This is a genomic window from Labilibaculum antarcticum (assembly GCF_002356295.1).
GTDB lineage: Bacteria > Bacteroidota > Bacteroidia > Bacteroidales > Marinifilaceae > Labilibaculum > Labilibaculum antarcticum.
The window spans coordinates 946,337-970,712 of sequence record NZ_AP018042.1 but is presented as its reverse complement, the minus strand read 5'-3'; the positions used below and the strand labels follow the sequence as shown (position 1 = coordinate 970,712).

The 24,376-nt window shown below is 37.5% G+C and carries 12 protein-coding genes; all 12 read left to right on the top strand.

Annotated elements, in window-relative coordinates:
* The first annotated feature begins 169 nt into the window (after window positions 1-169).
* Window positions 170-1,993, top strand: a complete 1,824-nt coding sequence (locus ALGA_RS03555) for a right-handed parallel beta-helix repeat-containing protein (RefSeq protein WP_197705694.1) — start codon at window positions 170-172, stop codon at window positions 1,991-1,993.
* A gap of 31 nt (window positions 1,994-2,024) precedes the next feature.
* Window positions 2,025-3,608, top strand: coding sequence for a sulfatase family protein (locus ALGA_RS03550; RefSeq protein ID WP_096428024.1), 1,584 nt, complete (start codon window positions 2,025-2,027; stop codon window positions 3,606-3,608).
* Between the two features lie 2 nt (window positions 3,609-3,610).
* Complete coding sequence (locus tag ALGA_RS03545) at window positions 3,611-4,999, top strand: sialate O-acetylesterase (protein ID WP_096428023.1); 1,389 nt, start codon at window positions 3,611-3,613, stop codon at window positions 4,997-4,999.
* 58 nt (window positions 5,000-5,057) lie between these two features.
* Complete coding sequence (locus ALGA_RS03540) at window positions 5,058-5,999, top strand: glycoside hydrolase family protein (RefSeq protein ID WP_096428022.1); 942 nt, start codon at window positions 5,058-5,060, stop codon at window positions 5,997-5,999.
* An 83-nt stretch (window positions 6,000-6,082) separates the two neighbouring features.
* Entirely contained in the window at window positions 6,083-9,550 is a 3,468-nt protein-coding gene (locus ALGA_RS03535) for a sialate O-acetylesterase (RefSeq protein WP_197705693.1), read from the top strand.
* Window positions 9,551-9,598: 48 nt separating this feature from the next.
* Complete coding sequence (locus ALGA_RS03530) at window positions 9,599-11,056, top strand: twin-arginine translocation signal domain-containing protein (protein WP_096428021.1); 1,458 nt, start codon at window positions 9,599-9,601, stop codon at window positions 11,054-11,056.
* 21 nt (window positions 11,057-11,077) lie between these two features.
* A complete protein-coding gene (galB, locus tag ALGA_RS03525) occupies window positions 11,078-13,516 on the top strand; it encodes a beta-galactosidase GalB (RefSeq protein WP_096428020.1) in 2,439 nt (812 codons plus the stop codon).
* Window positions 13,517-13,545: 29 nt separating this feature from the next.
* On the top strand, window positions 13,546-15,099 hold the full coding sequence (locus tag ALGA_RS03520) for a sulfatase (RefSeq protein ID WP_197705692.1): 1,554 nt from the start codon (window positions 13,546-13,548) through the stop codon (window positions 15,097-15,099).
* 24 nt (window positions 15,100-15,123) lie between these two features.
* A complete protein-coding gene (locus tag ALGA_RS03515) occupies window positions 15,124-17,616 on the top strand; it encodes a glycoside hydrolase family 2 TIM barrel-domain containing protein (protein WP_096428019.1) in 2,493 nt (830 codons plus the stop codon).
* Window positions 17,617-17,883: 267 nt separating this feature from the next.
* Window positions 17,884-19,407: a sulfatase family protein gene (locus tag ALGA_RS03510; protein ID WP_096428018.1), complete on the top strand. Its 1,524-nt coding sequence runs from the start codon at window positions 17,884-17,886 to the stop codon at window positions 19,405-19,407.
* A gap of 696 nt (window positions 19,408-20,103) precedes the next feature.
* Window positions 20,104-23,136: a glycoside hydrolase family 2 TIM barrel-domain containing protein gene (locus ALGA_RS03505; protein ID WP_096428017.1), complete on the top strand. Its 3,033-nt coding sequence runs from the start codon at window positions 20,104-20,106 to the stop codon at window positions 23,134-23,136.
* A gap of 14 nt (window positions 23,137-23,150) precedes the next feature.
* The gene (locus tag ALGA_RS03500) at window positions 23,151-24,335 is read left to right on the top strand and encodes a glycoside hydrolase family protein (RefSeq protein ID WP_145957567.1); all 1,185 of its coding nucleotides are present in this window, start codon (window positions 23,151-23,153) and stop codon (window positions 24,333-24,335) included.
* Window positions 24,336-24,376 lie beyond the last annotated feature (41 nt).

Sequence of the window (24,376 nt, the reverse complement as noted above, 5' to 3'; positions counted from 1 at the left end):
TACATAAGTAAGAGGATTAATCAGGTACTTTGATTTCAGGATATTAAAGTATTGATATCAGAATATTGTTTTCAGTTTTCGTTTAATGAAATGAATGGGAACGATTTCAAAGGACAAATTAGGCTTACTATTTTTAAGTTTTTGTTGATAGATGATAAGAGGTGTTAAAATGAATAATTGTAAAATGAGTAAAGGAAGTAGGATTGGGAGATTAGTATTGTTATTGATCTTATTTGTTTCGTTTGGAGCGAATGCAAAAGAAGTAATTGAGATTAAAAAATCCGATAAGGATATGACTCCAATACTTCGGGAAGCTTTGGAAAATATTTCAGATTTGGACGTGAATATTGTATTTGAAAAAGGGATATATCATTTTAAACCGGATTATGCTTTTGAGAAGTACTGTTTTATTACCAATCATGAAAATGGTTTAAAGAGGATCATCTTTCCTATGAAAGGTTTTAAATCTGTTGAGATAGAAGGTAATGGAGCCGAATTTATTTTCCACGGACAAATTTTTCCTTTTCAGTTCGAAGGATGTGAAAATGTAAGTGTTAAGAATCTTAGTATCGATTGGGATATTCCTTTCACTTTTCAGGGAGAAGTGATTGAATGTAATCCGGAAGAAGAATGGCGTGATGTAAAACCATTTACAGAAGGTTTTTCATGGGAATTGCACAATGGAAGACTTGAATTCCCAAATGTTGATGGATTTAATTACAGCGAAATGGGCAGTACTCTCGCTTTCGATGCTAAGGAACAACGTGTTGTTCATGGTGGGTTTGATGTGTTTAGTACTCCTCGTTGGATTGAGAAAAGGGATGGTGGAATTCTGCGTTTTCATGAGAAATTAAAGAATTATCCTCCAGTTGGATCCATTTTACACTCAAAAGGTGGCAAGGAAGAAAATCGATATGCTCCTGCTTTCCAAGTTATCTCATCCAAAAATACTCGATTTGAGAATATTGTTGTTCATTCTGCATTAGGCATGGGATTCCTGTTTGAACGCTCCGAAAATGCAGTTATAAGCAAATGTGGAATTTATTTACGGGAAGGATCAAACAGAGTGGTTACTACAATTGCTGATGCAACTCACTTTTGCAATTGCAAAGGTGACATTTTGATAGAAGATTGCCGATTTGAAAATATGTTGGATGATGGGACCAATGTTCATGGGACCTATGTTCAGGTTGATAAAGTGATGGATTCTCATACCGTAAGAGTTGGTCTTAAACACGGACAACAGCTTGGATTTGAATTTGCTGGAAAAGATGATGTTATCTGGTTTGTACATAAACCAAGTGTAAAACGTGCTTCTGAGAATACAGTTACTGCAGTTTCTGTTGTTAATGATCAATATATTGAGCTTACTTTTAAAGATCAGTTGCCTGGGAATTTGACACCAGGAGATCTACTCGAAAATAAAACATGGAATCCTACATTTACGATGCGTGGATGTAAAATTCGCGATCATCGTGCTAGAAATATTGTATTAAAAACGCCTTTAAAGATTGTAATCGAGAATAATAATTTCTCGTCAATGATGTCTTCCATTTTATTTCGTGGGGAGTCTTACTATTGGTTTGAATCGGGGGCGGTAGAAGATGTTTTAATTAGAAACAATCATTTTGAATATTGTGCATATAGTGGTTCTGAGCACGCAGTAATGTATATCACTCCGCGTTTAGGTGCTGAATTTAATCAGGATGAGTATTACGATCGTAACATTCGTTTTGAAAATAATACCATTAAAAACTTCGATAATCGAATTGTTTGGGCCGATCGTGTGGATGGTTTGATTATTAAAGGAAATCAGATCACAAAAACGAATGATGCGAAACCTCTCCATCCAAAGGCACCACTTTTTGAGTTCGACAATTGTCGTGATGTTCAGGTGATTGATAATGTTTATAAAGGAGATCAGAAAAATGCTATTGTTGCTGATGAAGCAACTAAGAAAAGTCTGATTGTTGAGAAAAATATGGGATTTTAATTGAGTTCATTTCTATAAAAAGAAAAGTATCATGAATAAGTTATTGACTTTTGTATCTGGTATTGCCTTATTGGCAAGTGTATCGTCTTGTCAACCAAAACAAGAGGAAGTTAAAAGGCCGAATATTCTGTTCGCTATTGCGGATGATGCATCATGGAAAACTTTTGGTGCCTATGGTTGCGACTGGGTGAAAACACCGGCATTCGATAAAGTTGCTGAAAGAGGTCTGCTATTTTCAAATGCCTACACACCAAATGCAAAATGTGCACCTTCCCGTTCTATTATATTAACCGGGCGAAATAGTTGGCAATTGGAAGAAGCGGCGAATCATGCACCTTATTTTCCGGCAAAATTTAAAACCTATGCCGAAGCTTTGGGCGAAAATGGTTATTGGGTTGGAAGTATAGCAAAAGGTTGGGCTCCGGGAGAACCTGGATCAATAAATGGAAAACCCAGAGAGTTAGCGGGTCCAAAATTCGATATTCATACTGCAACACCTCCGACCACAGGAATCTCGGATAACGATTATGCGAAAAATTTTGAAGCTTTTTTAGAAGCCCGACCTAAGGGAGAACCTTTTTGTTTTTGGTACGGAAGCAAAGAACCTCATCGGAGTTATGAATTTAAGACGGGAATTACCAAGGGTGGTAAAATTACGTCTGAAATTGATGAAGTGCCTACATTTTGGCCTGATGTTGATAGCGTTAGAACGGATATGCTTGATTATGCTTTTGAAATTGAACATTTCGATTCTCATTTGCAAAAAATGTTGAAAAAGCTAGAGGAGATTGGAGAGTTGGATAATACAATAGTGATCGTAACAGCTGATAATGGAATGCCTTTTCCAAGAATCAAGGGACAAGTTTATGAGTATTCCAATCATTTGCCTTTGGCAATTATGTGGCCAAAAGGAATTAAGAAACCGGGGCGTGTTATTAGCGATTTTGTGAACTTTAATGATTTTACACCTACCTATCTGGAATTGGCAGGGTTGACGGCCAAAGGTGCAGGAATGCAACCTGTTACAGGAAAAAGCTTAACGGATATCTTTTATTCTGAGAAAGATGGAAAAGTAAGTGCTGACAGAGATCATATTCTTGTTGGAAAAGAACGTCATGATGTTGGAAGACCGAATGACGAAGGATATCCGGTAAGAGGAATCTTTAAAGGCGATTTTCTTTATCTACACAATTTTAAAACGGAGAGATGGCCACAAGGAAATCCTGAGACTGGATATTTAAACTGTGATGGCAGTCCTACTAAATCATACATTTTAGATACTCGTCGCAAGAAAGGGCAAATGGAATATTGGCAGATGAATTTCGGAAAAAGAGTTTCCGATGAGCTGTACAATATTAAAAAGGATCCTTACTGCATGAAAAACCTAATTGAGGATACAGATTTTGCAGAGTTAGTATTGAGCATGAAAACTCAAATGGAGACTGAGTTAAAGGAGCAAGCCGACCCACGTATTTTGGGCAATGGCGATATATTTGATGAATATGAATATTCTGGTCCGGTAAAAGATTTTTATAACCGTTATATGAAAGGCGAAGATATTCCTACTCATTGGGTGAACAAGAGTGATTTTGACACTTACCTAAAGGAGAAATAAGGATGAAAAAAGGACTTTTATTTAGTATTCTGGTTTTGAGCGTGTTTTTTTCACAGGCTCAAACAAATGTATCATCTATGTTTAGTAATCATATGGTGATGCAACGAAATTCTGAAGTTGCAATATGGGGAAAGGATAAGCCCAATACTAAAATTAGTATTGATGCTAGCTGGGGAGAACAAGTCACTGCTTACGCCGATACTGAAGGCAAGTGGAAAACTTTTCTTACAACTCATGATGCAGGAGGTCCTTATAAATTAGATATTAAAGGTTCTGTGCAAATACAAATAAGTGATATTTTGCTTGGCGAGGTTTGGCTTTGCTCAGGACAATCAAATATGGAAATGCCGTTGAAAGGTTTTATCGGACAACCTGTTTATGGAAGTAATCAGGAAATCTTGAACAGCTCAAATTCTCAACTTCGTTTTTTTGAAGTAGAACGAAATATAAGTACCAAGCCACAGGATTCCTGCAATGGAAAATGGGAGTTGTCCACACCCGAAACTTCTGCTGAATGGAGTGCTGTAGCTTATTTCTATGGGAAAATGTTGCAAGAACAATTGAAAGTTCCTGTAGGATTAATTTGTAGCAGTTGGGGGGGAACTCCCGCCGAAGCCTGGACACCCAGAAATGTTATCGCGGCTGATTTTAAAGAGTTTGAGACTGTTATGAACGAGGAGTCTTCTTATCAGCAGAGAACACCAACCGGTTTGTTCAATGGCATGATTAATCCACTCATTCCTTTTACAATGAAAGGTGTTATTTGGTATCAGGGAGAAGGAAATAGATTCAATGCCGAACAGTACACCAAATTGTTCCCCGCAATGATTAAAAGTTGGAGAGACCGATGGAATTTGGGTGATTTCCCTTTTTATTTTGTGCAAATATCTTCCCTGGAGTGGGGAGGAGAACAGTGGGTAGAATTACGAGAATCTCAATTAAAAACAATGCTTACAGTTCCCAATACCGGAATGGCTGTAACACTCGATATCGGTCAGGAATATTGCATACATCCACCTAAAAAGAAAGAGGTTGGGGAACGATTGGCATACTGGTCTTTGGCTAAAACTTATGGCTTTAAGGGAATTCAATATTGCGGACCTGTCTACAAATCAATGGAAATAAAGGATGCCAAAGCTTACATGTCTTTCGATTATGCTCCTGATGGTGTATGTAGTATGGAGAATGAACTTGAAGATTTCGAAATTGCTGGTGCCGATCAGGTTTTTCATCCTGCGAAAGCAGAAATAAAAAAAGGCCAATTGATTGTTTGGAATGATGAGCTTAAAGAGCCAACAATAGTCCGTTATGGATGGAAGAGTTATTTGAACGGCTGTCTGTTTAATACAGCTGGTTTGCCGGCTTCCTCTTTCAGAACAGATCATTTTTAGATCGCGGTATTATAAAATAAAACATTAGTAAAAATTGCATTAGTTAACTTCCAAACTCATGAATTTATTCACAAAGGTTTTCATTTTTTCGGTTATCATCGGTCTAAATTCTTGTGGGCAAAAATCGAAAAATATTTCATTGGTGAATATACAAGCCGAACTCAATCTGAATGCAGGAATTAGTCAAAATCATCCGGATTGCGACTCTATTAAATATGGTTTTGAAAGTGGCGATGTGAAAAAGCTGGGTGATACCTATCATATGATTATTAATGAGAGGTTTAGTGATTTACCAACTGTTAACAACCGTTTTGGATATTGGCAAAGTGCAGATGGAGAGCAATGGGAACGAAAAAGCACTTTACTGCAATTTGCATACGATACAACTGGTGTAGTACCAAATTCATGTATTTACAATCCGAAATGGGTTTATTCCAAACAGGATCAGCTTTGGTGTTTGTTTTATATCCAATACAAATCGTCTCCATCAAGAACTGATGCTTTTTACCTTCGTTACGATGGCGCGGTGATGTGTTCCAAATCTCAAACGAAGGGAATTGATGGAATCAGTGGACCATTTGCCAAAGGGGAACTTGTATTTAAGAGATCTGAGCATAGTAAGTGGGAGGGTTTACAGGGAATTACCGGGTTTTCACCTTATCAGATAGGAGATAAATGGTACGCCTTGTATGGCAGTGCGAATACTGAAAATAAGCCTTGTTCCAATTGGAGAATTGGAATGGCAACAGCAGATCGTTTAACCGGACAATGGAAATCTGTAGTTCCCAATAAGCCCCTAAATTTACCCATAAGATATGAATCGCCTCATGTTTTTAAAGTTGGTGATCAATATTTGGCTCTTATTGATGAGATTGGAGGCAATGAAAATTTCAGCTTACTAATTTCTGAGAATGGAATGGAAATGGAAAGAAGTTCGTTCTCCTATCGGATTTATTCAGAACAAGGGGACATTCTATACCTACTTCACAACTTACTATAAAAACACCGATTTTGCTCCCGTTCGACAAATTCAGTTTAGCTTAACTGAGAATCCTCACCAATAAATATAAAATCTACATTGTAATGAAACTACTCAGCCTGATTTTAATCGTATTTCAAATCTCGACTTCAATTTTCACCGCAAGTGCAAAGACGAATTCTGAAAAAGTCATTCGGGTAGTTTTACTCGCAGGTCAGTCGAATATGGCAGGAGCTGGTAATTTTGACGAATTGGAGGAAGCCACAAAGAATAGAATTGAAAAAGTGGCAGAAAGAGTAAGTTTGAGTGTAGATGGAAAGATACCAATACCGCTTTCTTTTGTTTTTTCACAATATCAAAAAGACAAACGTGGTTTTGGGAATGTATTTGGCCCCGAGTTGTTTTTAGGCTTGACTTTGGCTGAAGAAAATCCAACACAAGAATACTTGTTTGTTAAAACGACTCAAGGAGGAACTGCATTGTATGGTGCTTGGAATCCAGAATGGACTGCCGAAAAAGCAATGGCGGTAGAAGCCAAAGGATTTAAACGGAATCTGAAACTTTATAGACTTCATCAATCTCATATCAAGCAGAATTTGCAAATACTAATAGATGCAGGTAAAGATTATAAAATTATAGGCATGTGCTGGATGCAGGGTGAAAATGATGCAGCAAAAGAAGTTAGTGCCCGCTCTTATGAAGAAAGTCTGGCAAAACTGATAAAAGGATACCGCAGAGAGTTCAACTTACCCAACATGCCATTTGTACTCGGACAAATCAATTCCACCTATGGGAGTTTTCCCGAAGGTCCGCAAATGGTAAGAAAAGCAATGGTAAAGGAGGCAGATGCTGACCCGAAAGTTTCATGCATTAAAACATCAACCGATACAAGTTGGAGTGATTATCCCAAACATTCGGATAATGTACATTACAATACGGAAGGTCAATCTCGATTAGGAAGAGCTTTTGGTCAGGCATTATTAAATTTAAATGAGACAAACACAGCAAAGCAGAGGTTTTCAACTGCCGGATTTTACGCTGTTGATGATAGTCCGCGATCCGTTTGGAATTTTAATCCAGGATGGCGATTCTATAAAGGAGATGTTGACGGAGCAGAATGTGTGAGTTTTGATGATCGCAATTGGGAAGCTGCAAACTTACCGCATGGATTGGAAATATTGGGAGAGAATGGTAGTGGAGGTCGCAATTATCAAGGTAAAGCATGGTACCGAAAGCAATTCGAGATTCAAAATCAAGATGAAGGAGGGAGAACTTTTCTATATTTTGAAGCCATTATGGGCAAGTGTAAGATTTGGGTGAATGGCAACTTGTTGGCTGAGCATTTTGGAGGTTACTTACCAATCGCAGTTGATATAACTGATGTGATTAACCCGAAAGGAGAAAGTAATATTATAGCTGTTTTAGCTGACAATAGTGACGATAAGACTTATTTACCGGGTAAGAATCAAAGTGGACTTGATTTTGCTTATTTCGGTGGGATTTATCGAGATACTTATTTAATACAAACTTCTTCGGTGCATTTTACCTTTCCCGAATTGAGCAAAACAGTAGCTGGTGCTGGAGCTTTTGTTGCTACTATGGATGTGAATGGGAAAGATGCTAAAATGGAGGTGAGAACAGAGCTTTCGAACAAAAGTAAAAAAGCTGTTGATGCAACGGTAAAGATTATATTAGAGAATGAAGAGTTGCAATCTATAAAGGAAGTTTCGCAAAAAGTAAAATTGGAAGCTGGTTCCAAGCAACAATTGTCAAATAAGTTCGTAGCTGAAAATGTACATTTATGGCATCCTGATGATCCATATTTACACTTTGTTCGTACCGAAATTATTATAAATGGAAAAATAGTTGATCAGATGCGTACTCGTATTGGAATTCGTTTGTTCGAAATGAGAGGTGCTGAAGGTTTATTTATTAATAAGAAGTTCTACGATCAAAAATTAATTGGTGCCAATCGTCATCAAGATTATAGTTACATCGGAAATGCTCTTCCGAATTCAGGCCAATGGCGAGATGTTAAATTACTTCGTGAGGGTGGCTGTCGAATTATTCGGGCTGCACACTATCCACAAGATCCTGCTTTTTATGATGCTTGTGATGAATTGGGCATGTTAACAACTACGGCTAATCCTGGTTGGCATTTCTTTAATTTTAAGAACCCCATTTTTGAAGAACGATTGTATAATGACACCCGAGAGTTGGTGCGAAGAGATCGAAATGTAGCTTCCATATTAATGTGGGAGACAGCCTTAAATGAAACACCATCCCAGCCTGATCATGCAATGCATAATATGCATCAAATTGCACACGAAGAATATCCTTTTCCAGGAATGTTTACAGTTACAGATCATCAAGAAGCTAAAAAAGGCGGATTGGATATGTATTATCATGGAGATGATAAAAATGTGAATTCATTTAATCGTGAGTATGGTGATGGTTGGGAGGTTGATAACTGGCAATCTCAAAATGCAATGAGTCGTGTTAAAATGGAGTGGGGAGAGAAAGCCATGTTGACTCAGGCATTAAGACAAGCAAAAGAATTAAATGATAGATATCCTACACCTAAAGTTCGTCTTGGTGGAGCCAAATGGGCAGGAATTGATCATCAGAGAGGTTATCATACAGATCCATTCTGGGGAGGATTACTAAACGGCATTCGTTTGCCTAAATATGTTTACTATGTGTACAAAAGTCAATATGATGTGGACTATAAGGTGAATGGAATTGAAACTGGGCCAATGCTGTTTAATACAAATGAATTAACTCAAGTTTCACCTAAAGATGTTGTTATTTTTAGCAATTGTGATGAAATACGTTTGTATTGGTTAGGAGAATTGGTGGCAACTCAAAAACCTTCAAGCGAAAAAGCTTACGCAGATATGCCGCATCCCCCATTTGTTTTCGAAAATGTATTCGATTTTGAGGTGATTAAAAGTACTTGGCGAAGAAAAACAAAAGAGGTTGAAATGATTGCAGAAGGCTTAATCAATGGCAAAGTTGTGGTAAGGGATGTGAAAAATTATCCAGAACAATCAGCAGGTTTAAAATTGAGTATTGCTGATGAAGGAATGAATTTAATAGCTGATGGCTCTGATATTATTCCTTTTTGTGCTACAATTGTTGATCCTGATGGTATGAAAAAGGTGTTAGCCTCTGAATATGTCTATTTTGAAGTAGATGGTCCTGCCGAAATTATTGGTGGAAAATTCAACATGGGAAATCCAGTGAAAACTGAAATGGGAATTGCTACGGTTTTAGTTCGTGCCACAACAAAAGCTGGATCGATAAAATTGAGAGCTTATTCAAATGGATTGAAATCAGATTCTCTGACCATTGAGTCTGAACTTTCAGGTTTGAAAATGCTTTTTAATAATGAATATCAAAAAGCTTCAATAAAAACAAATTCAGAGCAAACTGTAATCATTCAAAAAGACAGGAGTGACATGCCTATGGATATAATTGAACTTCATAAAGAAATAAAACTGCTTCGTTTGGAAAAAGTTGGCAAAGAGCAGGAGATCATGGAACTAAGAAGTCAATTGAAAGAGGATTAGTCTCTCTAGTATATGGTACTGAGAATTGAAAAAAAAATAGATACTTAAATGAGTAATAGAAGAGATTTTATAAAAAAGGCGGGAATGGGATTTGCATTGGCAGGAATCTCAGGAAGCTCTATGGCACAGGTTGCTGGATCGGCAATAAAACAAGGATCGACTACTGATTTTAATGTTGTGAATGGCGCCGAAAAAGTCGTGCTAAAAGTAACTAAGCCTTTGTTTTGTCCTTATTACAGTATATCTACACCTGCCGAAAAAGGAGGAGGAGCTCACTATTACAGAAATGATGCATTTAATCACAACCCATTTACGGTACCTGCCAGTGGTATGTCTGGTTCCCCGATTATCATGGATGCAAATGGTAAATTTGTAGGTTTCATGACAACTTTCGCTTTTGAAAATTCGACTTTTAGCTTTGATGGTGTGGAGACTTTAACGATTACTGTTCCTCAAGGACAGGAATTATTTATTGATGAGAGCGGAATAGGTGATGAAGCATGGAAGGCGTACAATTCAGAAATGATGAGCCGATTGGATATCAAGCCAATGATAGATCATCCTCGTTTTTGGGCTGATGTTGAATATTGCACTTGGGTGGAACAGAAATTCTTGTCTACAAAGGGGCATGAACATTTTAACTTGCTAAATCATAATTTCATTGCCAACTATTTGGATAAGATTATTGAATATGGTTATCCAAAAGGGAAAATGACTTTAGATCATGGTTGGGGAACTTTTCCTGATGGAACAATCAATTCTGGTTTTGGTTCATGGACACCTGATCCAAAGAAATTTCCTGATTTCAGGAAAACAATGGATATGATTACTGAAAAGGGTTTTACTCCGGGACTTTGGATCGGATTTCCAAAGATTCATGCTGCAAGTACTATGGCAAAAAGAAATCCTAATATGCTGGGAAGTTGGAGAGCCGGTGAAGATTCTAATAAATCAGATGATATTCGCTGGTTAAATCCGAAATCAGATATATTTGAATATGCATCGGAAACTATTGATCGTTTTTATAAAATGGGGGTGATGAAATTCAAAATTGATATGTCATACAATACCAAATCGGACATGCTTCACATTCACAAAGAATTGTACAAAGCAGCCAAGTGTATTGATGAAAATATTGAAATGGAATTTCATGTGCCGGATATTTTCTTCACTAAATTTACCGATGTTACCCGAACAAATGATGTGTGGTTGAATGATAAGTTCGACTGGCCAGCACGTGTGAAGACTCATTATGCAGTGAGTTTAAAATCATCTCCAGGGCGAGGAATCAATCTCGATCATATTGGAGGAAACGATACGGGAGCACTCACCGAAGAGAAATACTTGCAGCATTTAGAAATGTACAAATCCAAGATTGGCTATCCTTGTATTTCCCTTTTACCACATCATATCAGTCAGAAATGCGTTGATGAAACTGGTAAGTATTTGTGGGCTTATGAAAATGGAAATAAAAAAATAATTTCGGATTTTTACAATAAAAAATAGTCTTTGATAAAGAAATAATCGATGAAAAAATATTTAGTTGTAATTTGTTTACTGATTTCACTTACAGCTTGTTCTAAGGGTGTTGTAGAACAAGGGAGACAAATTGAAACCCTTAAGAAAGGATGGAAATTTACCAAAGGAGAAGTCGAAAATGGCGAAGCCATTAATTATGATGATAGTAAATGGGAAACGGTACGTGTGCCTCACGATTGGGCCATAACTGGTCCATTCGATCCGAAAAACGATGCTCAAAGCAAAAAGGTTGTTGCCGATGGTGAAAAAAAGCAAAAGTTGCGATTGGGAAGAACTGCAGGTTTGCCTTATATGGGCATTGGCTGGTATCGGAAATATTTTGAAGTTTCAGCGGATAATGCGGATAAAAAACTAAGCGTAGAGTTCGATGGAGCTATGAGCAATGCCAAAGTCTATGTGAATGGAAAATTTGTTGGGGAATGGCCTTATGGCTACACTTCATTTGCTTTTGATATCTCTGATTTTGCAAAAGTTGGGGAAAATGTACTTGCCGTGAGATTGGAGAATTTGCCACAAAGTTCCCGCTGGTACCCAGGAGCAGGCTTGTATCGTAATGTACGTTTGGTGACTACCAATAGCGCACATGTAAAGCATTGGGGTACTTATATCACAACACCACAGGTTACTGATAACGAGGCTCAGGTAAATATAAAAACAACTTTTGTTGGAAGTGAAAAATGCACCCTGCTAACCGAAATATATGATTCTAATAATCAATTGATAGCTCAGAAAGAATCCGGAGCTATTTCAGGCAATGAAACAGTCCTTAAACAAGACTTTCAAGTTAATAATCCGAAAGTTTGGTCTATTGAGACGCCAGTTGTTTATAATGTTTTGTCGAAAGTTGTAAGCAATGGGAAAACCGTAGATGTTTATAAATCAACATTTGGAATTCGGAGTTTTGAATTTATAAGCAATGATGGTTTGCATTTAAATGGAAAAAGACTGCAGGTGCAGGGGGTTTGTATGCACCACGATTTAGGTCCTTTGGGTGCTGCAGTTAATGTTTCAGCTTTACACCGTCAGTTGCTTATTTTAAAAGAAATGGGATGTAATGCCATTCGTACTTCTCACAATCCACCTACTCCCGAGCTGTTAAGCATGTGCGATACCATGGGTTTTTTGGTTATGGATGAGGCTTTTGATGAATGGAAAAAGGGCAAAAATAAAAATGGTTATACCCATCTTTGGGATGATTGGGCAGAGAAAGATTTAACAGCATTGATTCATCGGGATCGTAATCATCCATCCGTATTTATGTGGAGTGTTGGTAATGAAATTTTGGAACAATTTACGGATGATGGATGGAAACGCGCTAAGTTTTTGGCGGATATCACTCATCGAGAGGATAATACACGACCAGTTACTATCGGAATGAATAGAGAAGCTCCGGCGGAGAATAATTTCGCGGCTCAATTCGATCTAAAAGGATGGAATTACCATACACATCTCTATCCTTGGTTAAAAGAGCAACATCCCGATTGGAGTTTTATCGCAAGTGAAACAGAATCGACCGTTTCGAGTCGTGGATATTTTGATTTAGATGCGGTACCTAGAAAGCATTATACCCGAGAAAATCTTCAATGTTCTGATTATGGATTGGATTACTGCAATTGGTCCAATACACCTGATGTTGGTTTTGCCATGCTTGATGATAATCCGCATGTAGCGGGCGAGTTTGTGTGGACAGGTTTTGATTATTTAGGCGAACCATCTCCTTACAATGTCGAATGGCCAACTAAAAATTCTTATTTTGGAATTGTCGATTTATGTGGATTTCCAAAAAGCATATACTACCTGTATAAAGCAAGGTGGACGAATGAAAATGTGTTGCACATTTTACCACATTGGAACTGGAATCAGGAGGAAGTTAAAACTGTTCCTGTGCACGTATTTACTAACTTTAATTCTGCTGAATTATTTGTGAATGGGAAAAGTTATGGTATGAGAACTAAAAATACAAAAAAAAAGGTTTATGAGCGATATCGTTTGGTCTGGGATGAGGTAAAATACGAACCAGGAGAGGTCAAGGTTGTTGCTTTTGATGAGAATGGAAAACCAGCAATGGAGAACTCCATAAAAACAGCCTCGGAGCCATATACCTTGCAACTCGTGACCAAGTACACCAAGATAAAAGCAGATGGAGAAAGCCTTTCTTTTGTTGAAGTAAATGTAGTTGATAAGGATGGTGATTTCTGTCCAACAGCGAATTTTCCAATTAAATTTACTGTTGAAGGCGACGGAACTTTTCATGCCGCAGGGAATGGAAATTCCACAGATATTACACCATTTCAAAGCAATGAACGAAATTGTTTTAATGGAAAATGTTTGGTTATGATTCAGTCTACTGAAAAAGCAGGAACGATCACTTTAACAGCCTCTTCTGATAATTTGAAAGCCGCTGGTATAGAGGTGTCTACTTATTGAAATATTACTGCAGTTATCGTGCTTTAAAAATGAAAAAATACCTAATGAATCAATCGATCTTGAAAAAAATAATATTCAGATTACCGCTTGCTCTATTTTTAAGTAGTGTAATTATGGGTGGTGTTTCCTGCAGTAAAAGTTCTCCGATAAAACCAAATATTGTATTTATTTTGGCTGACGATCTTGGTTATGCTGACGTTGGATTTAACGGATCAAAGTACTATGAAACTCCTGCATTGGATAATTTGGCAAAACATAGTTTGGTAATGGATCAATCGTATATGTATCCAACTTGCTCTCCCTCGAGAACGGCTTTGTTCACAGGAAAACAATCATTTCGAACAGGGGTTTATACGGTACCGGTTTTGGAAAAAGGGAATGATCAGGAGAATATTTTTTCACGCTGGACTGTTGAGAAAAAACACCAAATTTATGCTGAACCTTTGGCTAAAGCTGGATATAAATCGATACATCTTGGAAAGTGGCATATTGTAGGTCCTTATCCTGAAGAGGAATTAAAGAAGACCTTTCCTCTCACAGAAAAGTTAACACAACCTGATCCCGGTGATTACTCCTGGGTTGCAAAACACAAGACTGATGAAATAATGCAGTATTATCCAGAGGGAAGAGGTTTTGTGAAAAATGTCGGTGGAACATTTCGTGGAGATCCAGCCTTTGAAGAGGGCGGATATAAAAGTCATACTGGTGGTTACAGAGCTCCATTCAGTAATCCTTTTATCGAAGCAAAAGCAGATGATGAATGGCTTACAGATCGATTGACTTCAGATGCAATTGAGTTTATGGATCAAAACAAGAAAGGTCCGTTCTTTGTGAATTTGCACTATTATGCAGTTCATCGTCCAATAAAAAACCGCAGTCCTAAATTGTACGAAAAGTATATGAATAAGGAAGGTGATACAATCACCGGACAAGGAATTGGCAAGCGAAAAGAAACAATGGCTGGTTATGCCACAATGGTTGAATCGGTGGATCAAAATGTGCAGCGCATTGTTGATTATCTGGATGAAAATGGATTGCGTGAAAATACGATCATTATTTTCTCTTCCGATAATGGTTACAATGGCGGACAAAGCAGCAATGATTTGATGCGCGGTTCTAAAGGATATATTTATGAAGGTGGAATTCGTGTTCCAAGTCTTATAAACTGGCCTGGTAAAGTGCTGGCAAGAAGAACATCTGAACCGGTTACTTTATTAGATTATTTCCCAACACTATTAAGTGTCGCCGGAATTACTGATTATAAAGGTCAGTTGGATGGGAATTCCATGACTGATCTCTTTGAAGGAGATTCCGAGCTTTTTGCAGAGAGACCTTTGTTTTGGCACTTGGCGAGCATCAATAAACATGGAACTTGTTCTGTTATTCGTAAAAAGCAGTATAAATTAATTCAGTTTTTGGCAACAGGTAATCTCGAATTGTATAATTTACAATCTGATCCAAAAGAGTCGAATAATTTGATTACTGAAAATCCTGAATTAACAAAAGAATTATTGGATGAGTTGGTGGTATGGCGTAAGGCAAATCATGTTCCACTTCCTCCTAATGCCTCAATGTTGTATTAAATTATCTTTCCCAAATGATTAAGTATGAAATGTAAAATTGTAAATCGAAGTTTTGTTTTACTTGTAATGGTTTTTTGTGCAGGAAGTACTTTTGCACAAACTTCAAGTGGCAAACTTCACCAAATTGGCTCACAGTCTGCAGTTATTAACGATAACTGGCTTTATCTTGAAAAAGATAGCGAAGAAATTCCCTCTGAAGCGGATGAATATTACCAGCAAATATCACTTCCTCATACTTGGAATGCACTGGATGTTTTAGAAACTAAAGATTACCGACGAGCAGGTTCCTGGTACAGGAAATATTTAACTTTTTCAGAAGCCCAATTCCATCAGCGTCAGTATTTAAAGTTTAATGCGGCTGGTCAGCAAGCGAAGGTATATCTGAATGGAGAAGAACTTATTCATCATATTGGAGGTTACAGCGCCTTTATCTGCGAGCTAACCGGTAAACTGAATCTAGGGAAAAATAAGATTGATGTTTGGGTTTCCAATGCAGATAGTCAGAATATTGCTCCACGAAGTGGTGATTTCAATTTCTATGGTGGTTTGTACCGATCTGTGGAACTAATTTCTTGCCCTAAATTGACCATTTCAAAAAAATATTTTGCCAGTTCGGGAGTACGGGTGTGGAGCGAAAAAGTAAGTGCCGATTTGGCCGATTTACATGTAAGTGCAAGAGTAGACAACGGAACAAATAAAAGAAGCAAAATAGAGATTGTTGTCAGTGTTCTGGATAAAAAGGGTAATGTCGTTTCTTCAGGGAAATCAGCATACAAAGTTGATGCGGGAAAAACAGAACTCGTTAAAGTGGCAATGACAGATGTTGCAAACCCAAAACTTTGGAGTCCTGAGTATCCAGAGCTTTATCAGGTGAAAATAGAATTGCAAACTAAAGGGGAAACGATTGATGAGGTTCTTGTGAATCACGGATTCAGATGGTATGAGTTTACTGCCGATAAAGGATTCTTTTTAAATGGGAAACCTTACAAATTAAAAGGTTTGAATCGTCATCAGGACAATTACCGACAAGGAAATGCCGTGAGTTTGAATCATCATTTAGAGGATATTAAGCTAATGAAAGAATTGGGCGTTAACTGGTTGCGTTTGGCTCATTATCAGCAAGATAATTATGTCCTTCAATTGTGCGATGAAATGGGGATATTGGTTTGGGAAGAAATTCCGTATGTAAACAAAACATCCTTTGAACCTGAATTTGAACAGAATCTTCAGTTGATGATGAAAGATTTAATCAATCAGCATTTTAACCATTCTTCCATAATTTTATGGGGAATGGGAAATGAAGTTTGGATGAGCGATCGAGGAGATGGTAAAGCCAATATTTACGATATCGTTAAAAATTTAAATGATCTAGTTCACAGTGAGGATCCTGTTCGAAAAACCGTTTTTGTAAATGGCGATAACAACAGACCAATCGATTATAAAGTATATGAAATTCCTGATGTATTCGGTTATAATTTGTATCGTGGATGGTATGGCACTCATCACAATACTTTTACCGAAAGGGTGAACGAATTGCATGCTATGATGCCAAATAAACCGTTAATAATTTCTGAATTCGGTGCCGGTTCCGATGTTCGTGTACACACAGAAAATCCACTTCGACAAGATTTTAGTATTGAGTATCAAAATGAATTTCTGGAATCGCATTTGCATCAAATCGATAAAATGGATTGGTTGTGTGGAGTGAACTGGTGGTCGTTTGCCGATTTTGGCGCAGCCCATCGTGGCGACACCAAACCACATATCAACCAAAAAGGATTGGTAACATTCGACAGACAGAAGAAAGACGTTTTTTATCTTCTAAAATCGAAATGGAGTAAGGAACCAGTTCTTTATTTAGAAACGCCTACCTGGCAAGAACGAGGTGGTGATGCCAATAAGATTTATCGCGTTTTCACCAACATGAATGAGGTTGAATTGTTTCACAATGGAAAATCATTGGGAAAACAAACAAAAGAATTTAAGTGGAATGTCGTTTTAACAAAAGGGGTAAATAAGCTGAAGGCATTTGGTGTAAGTGGTGACGTGGTGAGAGAACACGGGTTTGAGCTTTCTTATGACAATTCCGTTTCGGAGTACGCAATAAAAGCAAGTTGTGAATCTGATGAGAATCCTGCTTCCCATGTTCTTGATGGAAAACCCGAAACATATTGGAGCGCCAAAGGGGAGTGTTTTATTCAATTGGATTTGAAACGAATTCGCTTGGCCAATGGAGTGAAAATTCAATTTAGGAATCTCGATAAAACGTCTTACAAACTAAAGATTAAAGGTTCTGCGAATGGTAAAAACTGGAAGGAGCTATTTTCCGGGACAAGCAATAAAAATTCTCAAATAGAATCCTTTATTTTTTCAAAACAAGAGGAAATCCAATACATTAAAATTGAAGGTTTTGGAAACAATGTAGATGATATGAGCAGTTATTGTGAAATTGTTCCTATCCTTAGTCTTGAGAAACAAGAAAAGAATTTGTACGAAAAAGTGGGTGCTGGAGAGTAATTGTTAGAGACTGAAAAAATATCATTAATTGAAAATAAATGATGTTTTTTTTGCTCAATAGCTGCATGTTTCGAGACAAAATAACTCAGAACGACATGTATTTTACTACGAAATACTCTTTGGATGCCTGTATTTCTTTTCTTTGATAGAAGAATTTAAAAAATATAAAATGAAACGTCCATGCCAAAGCGGTTTTGACACACAGGGGGATGATTATTCCCAGCTTGGAAAGTTCCATATAGCAACTAAAAAACAAATTATAATTATATGAAATCAATCTTTTCCAAGTTGTTACTACTAACAGCAGTGCTAAGTATTTTTGCTTCTACCAATACAGAAGCTCAAACCAAAAAGCCAAATATTCTATGGATTGTCGCAGAAGACTTAAATCCAAATATGGGCTGTTATGGAGATGTCATCAATAAAGGGCATACGCCTGTTATTGATAAGATGGCAACAGATGGTGTGATTTTTAAAAGAGCTTATGCAACAGCACCTGTTTGTTCAGCTTGTCGTTCTGCTTTTATAACAGGTAAAATGCAAACCACAACAGGTACTCACGAGCATCGTTCAAGTCGTACGACTGATGGAGAAGTGGTTCCTGAAGATTTGAGAATTTACTTGCCAGACGGCATGAAAACTTTGCCAGAATTAATGAAACAGGCGGGTTATTTTACTTTCAACAGTGGTAAAGACGATTATAATTTCTTTTACGATAGAACCAAACTTTATGATGTAGGTAATGCAAAAGATTATATACCTGGAATGAATGGTTGGCAAGGAAATCATGCGGAGCATAACTTGTCGTGGACCGAAGATGTGTGGGGAGCGAGAGCAGATAAAAGCCAAGCGTGGTTCGGTCAGATAGAAATAATGGGTGGAAAAAGAGATTACCAATATGTTCGTGAAGGAGAAGAGTTGGCTGCTTATGATGTGGCTCTACCTCCGTATTTCCCGGATATAAAATCTCAGCGTGAAGCCTGGACTCAGCATTATAATGCGGGTAGAGGTTCAGATGCTCGTATTGAGTTGATATTGAAACAGCTGAAGGCGGATGGTGAGTTGGAAAATACGATTGTATTCTTTTTCTCAGATCACGGAAGTCCTTCTTCATTGCGTCACAAACAATTTTGTTACGAAGGTGGATTGCATGTACCTTTGGTAGTCATTGGAAATCATCCGTCAATTAGACCAGGAACAGAAGTTGAAGACTTGGTGTCACTATTGGATGTAACTGCTACAACAATGGCTTTAGCCGGATTAGACGTACCTGACTATATGGATGGACAAGATTTATTTGCAAAAGATTACAAGCCAGCAGAATATGTTTTTGGTGCTCGTGATCGTTGTGATTTTACGATTGACAGAATTAGAACTGTACGTTCAGACAAGTACCGTTACATTCGAAATTTTTGGCCAGAGCGTACCATGTTACAACCTGGTTATAGAGATTTAAAACCGATTGTTAAAGATTTTAAGCAAGCTTACGCTGATGGAAAATTAACTCCTTATCAAGAAGCTTTCTGGTTTGGCGTTCGCCCAGAGGAGGAATTGTATGATATTGAAGCTGATCCGAATCAAATGAATAATTTGGCGATAGATGCTAAATACAAATCAATACTTAAAAAGCATCGAAAAGTACTTAATAAATGGATTAATGAAACGGATGATAAAGGGCAATACCCAGAAGATCCTGCTCAATTAGAAGCTACTTATGATCTTTGGAAAAATCGTCCTCAATTTAAAAATGCAAAGGTGAATCCGGAGTATGATCAATTTAAAACTAAATAAGCTTAAGAGGAAGCTAGAGATACATTAGATAATTTCTTGAAAGAGCATTGCTGAGTATGTAAAAATACTCTGTAATGCTCTTTTTTTCTGAGAGTCTTTGTGTGCGAGATAATAAATTTGAAGCTTATGCGATGCGGATTATTAGGATGTTTATTGCCTTTATGGTTTTTAATAAAATTCTTTATTGATCTGAAAAAATAGAATGTTCGAACTTTAATTTCGTACCGATGGTACTTTTTATTTCTTTTCGCCTTTTAAGTAGCATAATTACATCCCTCTGGGATTTCGATTAGCTCGATAAGGGTTGATAATATGGTCGTTGGGATATATATTCGCTCCATTAGGAGCGATAATATGGTAGTCTTGTGTAATACTGAAAATAAATTCACGCAGGTGGCGACATAATGTTAAAATGCAGTCTTAATTTTACCAGACACCAATGAATAAATAGTTTTCAACGATTGAAAAAACGTTTTCATTTTTATTGATGGTTTTTTTTCTTAGCTGATTTCTTCTGCGGGTTAATCGGTATTATTTACTCTGAAACACATTCAATAAACTGTCAAAAACATTTAATCAAACGTTTTCAATTAGTTTCGAATATTAATTAGAAGTAAACTGATTTGTTCAAAAGCTGTAATTTGAGAGCAGAACATCAAGTCGTATATTAGAATATTAAATAAAGCCAACTATAAAATGAAGAAACTATTATTTCTGATATTCTTTGCAATAAGTATGAATTTATTGGCTCATGAGCGAATCAATTTCAATTCAGACTGGAAGTTCAAATTGAACGATCAGCTTGGAGCCGAAGCTGTGTCATATGAAGATGATTCTTGGCGGATATTGGATTTACCGCATGATTGGAGCATTGAGGGAGAATACAATGAAAATAATCCAATGGGAGGACAGTGTGGTTATCTGCCATCTGGAATTGGATGGTATCGTAAAACAATTGCCGTTCCCGCCAATTGGAAAGGCAAACAGGTTGAGGTGGCTTTCGATGGTGTATTCATGAATAGTGAAGTTTGGGCAAATGGCAGAAAATTAGGTGTGCGTCCTTACGGCTGGATATCTTTTGCTTACGACATCAGTAAGGAAACCCTAAGTTCCGATTCAATCACTTTTGCAGTTCGTGTGGATAACGACAAGCAACCTTCGGCACGTTGGTACACCGGAAGTGGAATTTACGCCAATACCTGGATCGATGTAAAAGAACAGGTACATGTAGCTAATTCCGGAATTTTTATTCGCACCAAAGGATCAACTGTTGAGATAGATACCGAAATTGCAAATCAACTTTCAAAATTGACAAAAGCTAGTTTCACTACCAGTATTAAAGATCCAGGAGGTAAGATTGTTGCTGCAGCACAGAATAAATTAAAAATTGAAGCGGGAAAATCAGAAAAAATCACTCAATCAATTAAGCTTGAAACTCCTCAGTTGTGGTCAATAGAAAATCCAAATCTTTATACTGCAGTTACTGAGGTAAAAGTTGGTAAGAAGGTAATGGATGTTGTGGAAACCCATTTTGGTGTTCGTGATATTGAGTGGAAGGCAGAAACCGGTATGTGGATTAATGGCAAGAATGTGAAATTACAAGGAGTTTGTAATCATCAGGATGCCGGAGCATTAGGAGCTGCCGTTCCCGATAAGATTTTACGCTTTCGAATTCAGCAACTCAAAGACATGGGCTGTAATGCAATTCGTACAGCGCACAATCCGCAAACGCCTCAGTTTTACGATATGTGCGATGAAATGGGCATGTTGGTAATGGATGAGATTTTTGATGGTTGGATGAAAAAGGCCGCTAATGATTATGGAGCTCATTCATTCGATGAATGGTGGAATCGCGATTTGACAGATTGGATCAAACGCGATCGTAACCATCCTTCGGTGGTGATTTACAGTGTCGGAAACGAAACCCATGGTGAAATAGGTAAAGATATTGTGGCTCGTTGTCACGAATTGGATCATACTCGACCTTTAACTTCTGGTCATTCAGGTTCAGAATATATGGATGTATTTGGGGTGAATGGAAGCAGCGAAAAAATGGGCTGGTTCGACACAATGGAAAAGGATCGTGTTTTTATCGGTACAGAGAATACGCATACCTGGCAGGTAAGAGGTTTTTACAGAACCAAAACCTGGTATCGTGATGGTTATCCAAACAAGCGTCAGAAATCTTATTTCTATCCGGATTTAACCGAAGAAGAAGTGTTTTCTTATGATTGGACAAATGCTGCCGGACGAAATAATTACAAACAAATATTCAACTCGAGCTACGACAATGGAATGGTGCGATTAACTTCACGTCAGAACATTGAACAGTTGCGTGATATTCCCTACTACGCAGGATCATTCCGTTGGACTGGTTATGATTACATTGGTGAAGCAACCTATGTGCATGGAGGATGGCCATTTAAATCTTTTATGGGAGGTGCTATCGATATGGCAAATTTCGAGAAAGATTTATTTTACCTGTATCAAAGCCAATGGACTTCGAAACCAATGGTTCACATCCTTCCACACTGGACTCATCCAACATTAAAAGAAGGAGTTGAAATTCCTGTTTGGGTTTACTCCAATTGCGATGAAGTTGAGTTGTTCCTCAATGGAAAATCATTGGGAAAACAAAAGCCAGGTTTAACTTGGGATAAAATGCAATGCCAATGGATGGTTGGCTGGACACCAGGAGAATTAAAAGCGATTGCCTACAAAAATGGGAAATCGGTGGTTGAAAAAATAATTAGAACAGCTGATGCTCCTTCTCGTATTGCCTTATCGGTTGATGGTGAAAATATGGACGATGAGAACAGAGATATCGTTCAACTTCGTGTAACTGCTACTGATGAAAAAGGAGCGTTTTATCCTTATGGGGAAAACAGAACCTATTTCCATGTAATTGGATCAGGAAAAATTCGTGCATTGGATAATGGCAGTCCGATTGATGTAGAAAAGCATTTTGAAGCAACAAATCGTATTGCCTTTTTTGGATTAACACGTGCATACATCGAATCGACGGATGAAACAGGAGATGTAGCTGTGTTGGCTTCCTGTATTTTGGGTGAGAAGAAGCAGATTAGCTCAAATAAGGTGAATATTGATGCTGAATTAATCTCCCTTAGAGGCGAGTTACCCAGTGCGGATATTCAAATTTATTATACCCTGGATGGCAGTGTTCCAAGCACAAAATCAAATTTATACGAAAAATCATTTGATGTTGAATTGGGAACAAGCGTTAAAGCTTTGGTGCTTATGAATGGTAAGGAAATTCAGCAAATGGAAGAACGCTTTGCTAATGATGAGGGATTTGTATGGAATGCTGCAGTTGTTGCAGCAAATCCAGGTGGCGATCAGGCTGAAGATGCTTCTTTTGATGGAGCCAATATTGAATCCAATGGAAGTGATTTTAAAGGAAAAGGATATATCGATTTTGGAAGAAACAGTGGCGGATACGTAGAATGGTATCAGGAAAATGATGGTAGTCCGGGAGAGTTTACTTTGCAAATTCGATACAGTGCGAATGATAAAATAAGACCTGAATATAAAGCATTATTGACTATTAATGGTAAAAAACAAGAAGTAGTATTACCAGCTTTAACTAATTACAGAAAAGATTGGGCAGTATTTGAGCTAAAAGCAAAATTGGGGTCCGGAGCAAATACAATTAGAATTACAGCTTTGGAAGATGATGGTTTGAGTATTGATGAATTATTGGTAAAATAAAAATGATGTTTGGTATGATACAAGGGAATTCATGGGAGATGCTTGTTAAAAGAACGCTTTCCTTTAGCTTGTTTAGCATGCTAACGATTAGCATTTCATTTGCTCAGGTAGACAAAACATTAATCGATTATTTTCTGCCAATTCCCATTCAATCAGTCTTAGTTTCAGAAGGCACGTGGGGAGAAACGAATGTCTTTCCGCGTGATACAACAAATGGTTTGGAAGATGCGACGCTTAAAAAATGGTGCTATTGGGACGGTAGCATTGTAAAAGATGATGAGGGGTTGTATCACATGTATGCAAGTCATTGGACACAGGAAATGACACATCGTGATGGTTGGCACATAGGCACAAAAGCAATTCATAGCGTAAGTGAAAATGTGTTAGGTCCGTATGTTGAAAAAGGCTTGGTGTATCCAAATTGGAAAGAAGGTTTAGGGCATAACACTGTTGCTTTACGAACTCACGATGGAAAATATGCAGTAATTATAAGCGAAGTCACAAGAGGAGAAATTTTTATTTCTAATTCTCCCAACGGGCCGTTCAAATTACTTGGCGAAATTAAAGTAGATCCAAATGGTTTTGATCCTGGCTTGGCCCGTTATGGCAATAAAAATGCAGGAGCAGTTAGAGGTGGCGTTGTTGGACATATGTCGAATGTTAGTCTTCTTTTACGTCCTGATGGAAATTACATGATCATACCGCGTTCTACTGCTCCTATGATCAGTGAAAACGGAATTTTAGGGCCTTATAAAATAATGGGTGATAAAATTTATAAGGGAATGGAAGGGATTCCTCAGGAAAAAATGGAAGATCCAACAGTTTGGTACAGTGGAGATATGTATCATATGGTTGTGAATCACCATGGTGTTGACTCTTCCTATCATTTTACATCACCAGATGGTATTCATAATTGGAAAAGTAGAGGGATCGCATTTTCAAAAAATGCAGCTATTTTTAAGTACACCAATGGAATTGTTAATCAATGGAGTATCGTTCAAAGAATGACCGTGTATGTTGAGAATGGGCATCCAACTCATTTTCTTTTCTCGGTTATTGATGTACCAAAAGGAAAGGATCGACAAAATGATAATCACGGCAGTAAAATCTTGGTGGTTCCATTTGATGGAAAAGCTTTCGATAAAGACATGAGAAAGCTGGTTCAATCAGAGAAAAAAGGCGGACGGAAATCCAATTAACTGCAATTTGGAATAGTAAGGAGTAAAACTCAATTTGAATA

Bases quoted from the DNA above. Each gene is read 5' to 3' on its own strand.
- ALGA_RS03510 (WP_096428018.1), top strand. From the start codon at position 17,884: ATGAAATCAATCTTTTCCAAGTTGTTACTACTAACAGCAGTGCTAAGT.
- ALGA_RS03505 (WP_096428017.1), top strand. From the start codon at position 20,104: ATGAAGAAACTATTATTTCTGATATTCTTTGCAATAAGTATGAATTTA.
- ALGA_RS03540 (WP_096428022.1), top strand. From the start codon at position 5,058: ATGAATTTATTCACAAAGGTTTTCATTTTTTCGGTTATCATCGGTCTA.
- ALGA_RS03500 (WP_145957567.1), top strand. From the start codon at position 23,151: ATGATACAAGGGAATTCATGGGAGATGCTTGTTAAAAGAACGCTTTCC.
- ALGA_RS03515 (WP_096428019.1), top strand. From the start codon at position 15,124: ATGAAATGTAAAATTGTAAATCGAAGTTTTGTTTTACTTGTAATGGTT.
- ALGA_RS03535 (WP_197705693.1), top strand. From the start codon at position 6,083: ATGAAACTACTCAGCCTGATTTTAATCGTATTTCAAATCTCGACTTCA.
- ALGA_RS03520 (WP_197705692.1), top strand. From the start codon at position 13,546: ATGAAAAAATACCTAATGAATCAATCGATCTTGAAAAAAATAATATTC.
- ALGA_RS03550 (WP_096428024.1), top strand. From the start codon at position 2,025: ATGAATAAGTTATTGACTTTTGTATCTGGTATTGCCTTATTGGCAAGT.
- ALGA_RS03530 (WP_096428021.1), top strand. From the start codon at position 9,599: ATGAGTAATAGAAGAGATTTTATAAAAAAGGCGGGAATGGGATTTGCA.
- ALGA_RS03545 (WP_096428023.1), top strand. From the start codon at position 3,611: ATGAAAAAAGGACTTTTATTTAGTATTCTGGTTTTGAGCGTGTTTTTT.
- ALGA_RS03555 (WP_197705694.1), top strand. From the start codon at position 170: ATGAATAATTGTAAAATGAGTAAAGGAAGTAGGATTGGGAGATTAGTA.
- galB (WP_096428020.1), top strand. From the start codon at position 11,078: ATGAAAAAATATTTAGTTGTAATTTGTTTACTGATTTCACTTACAGCT.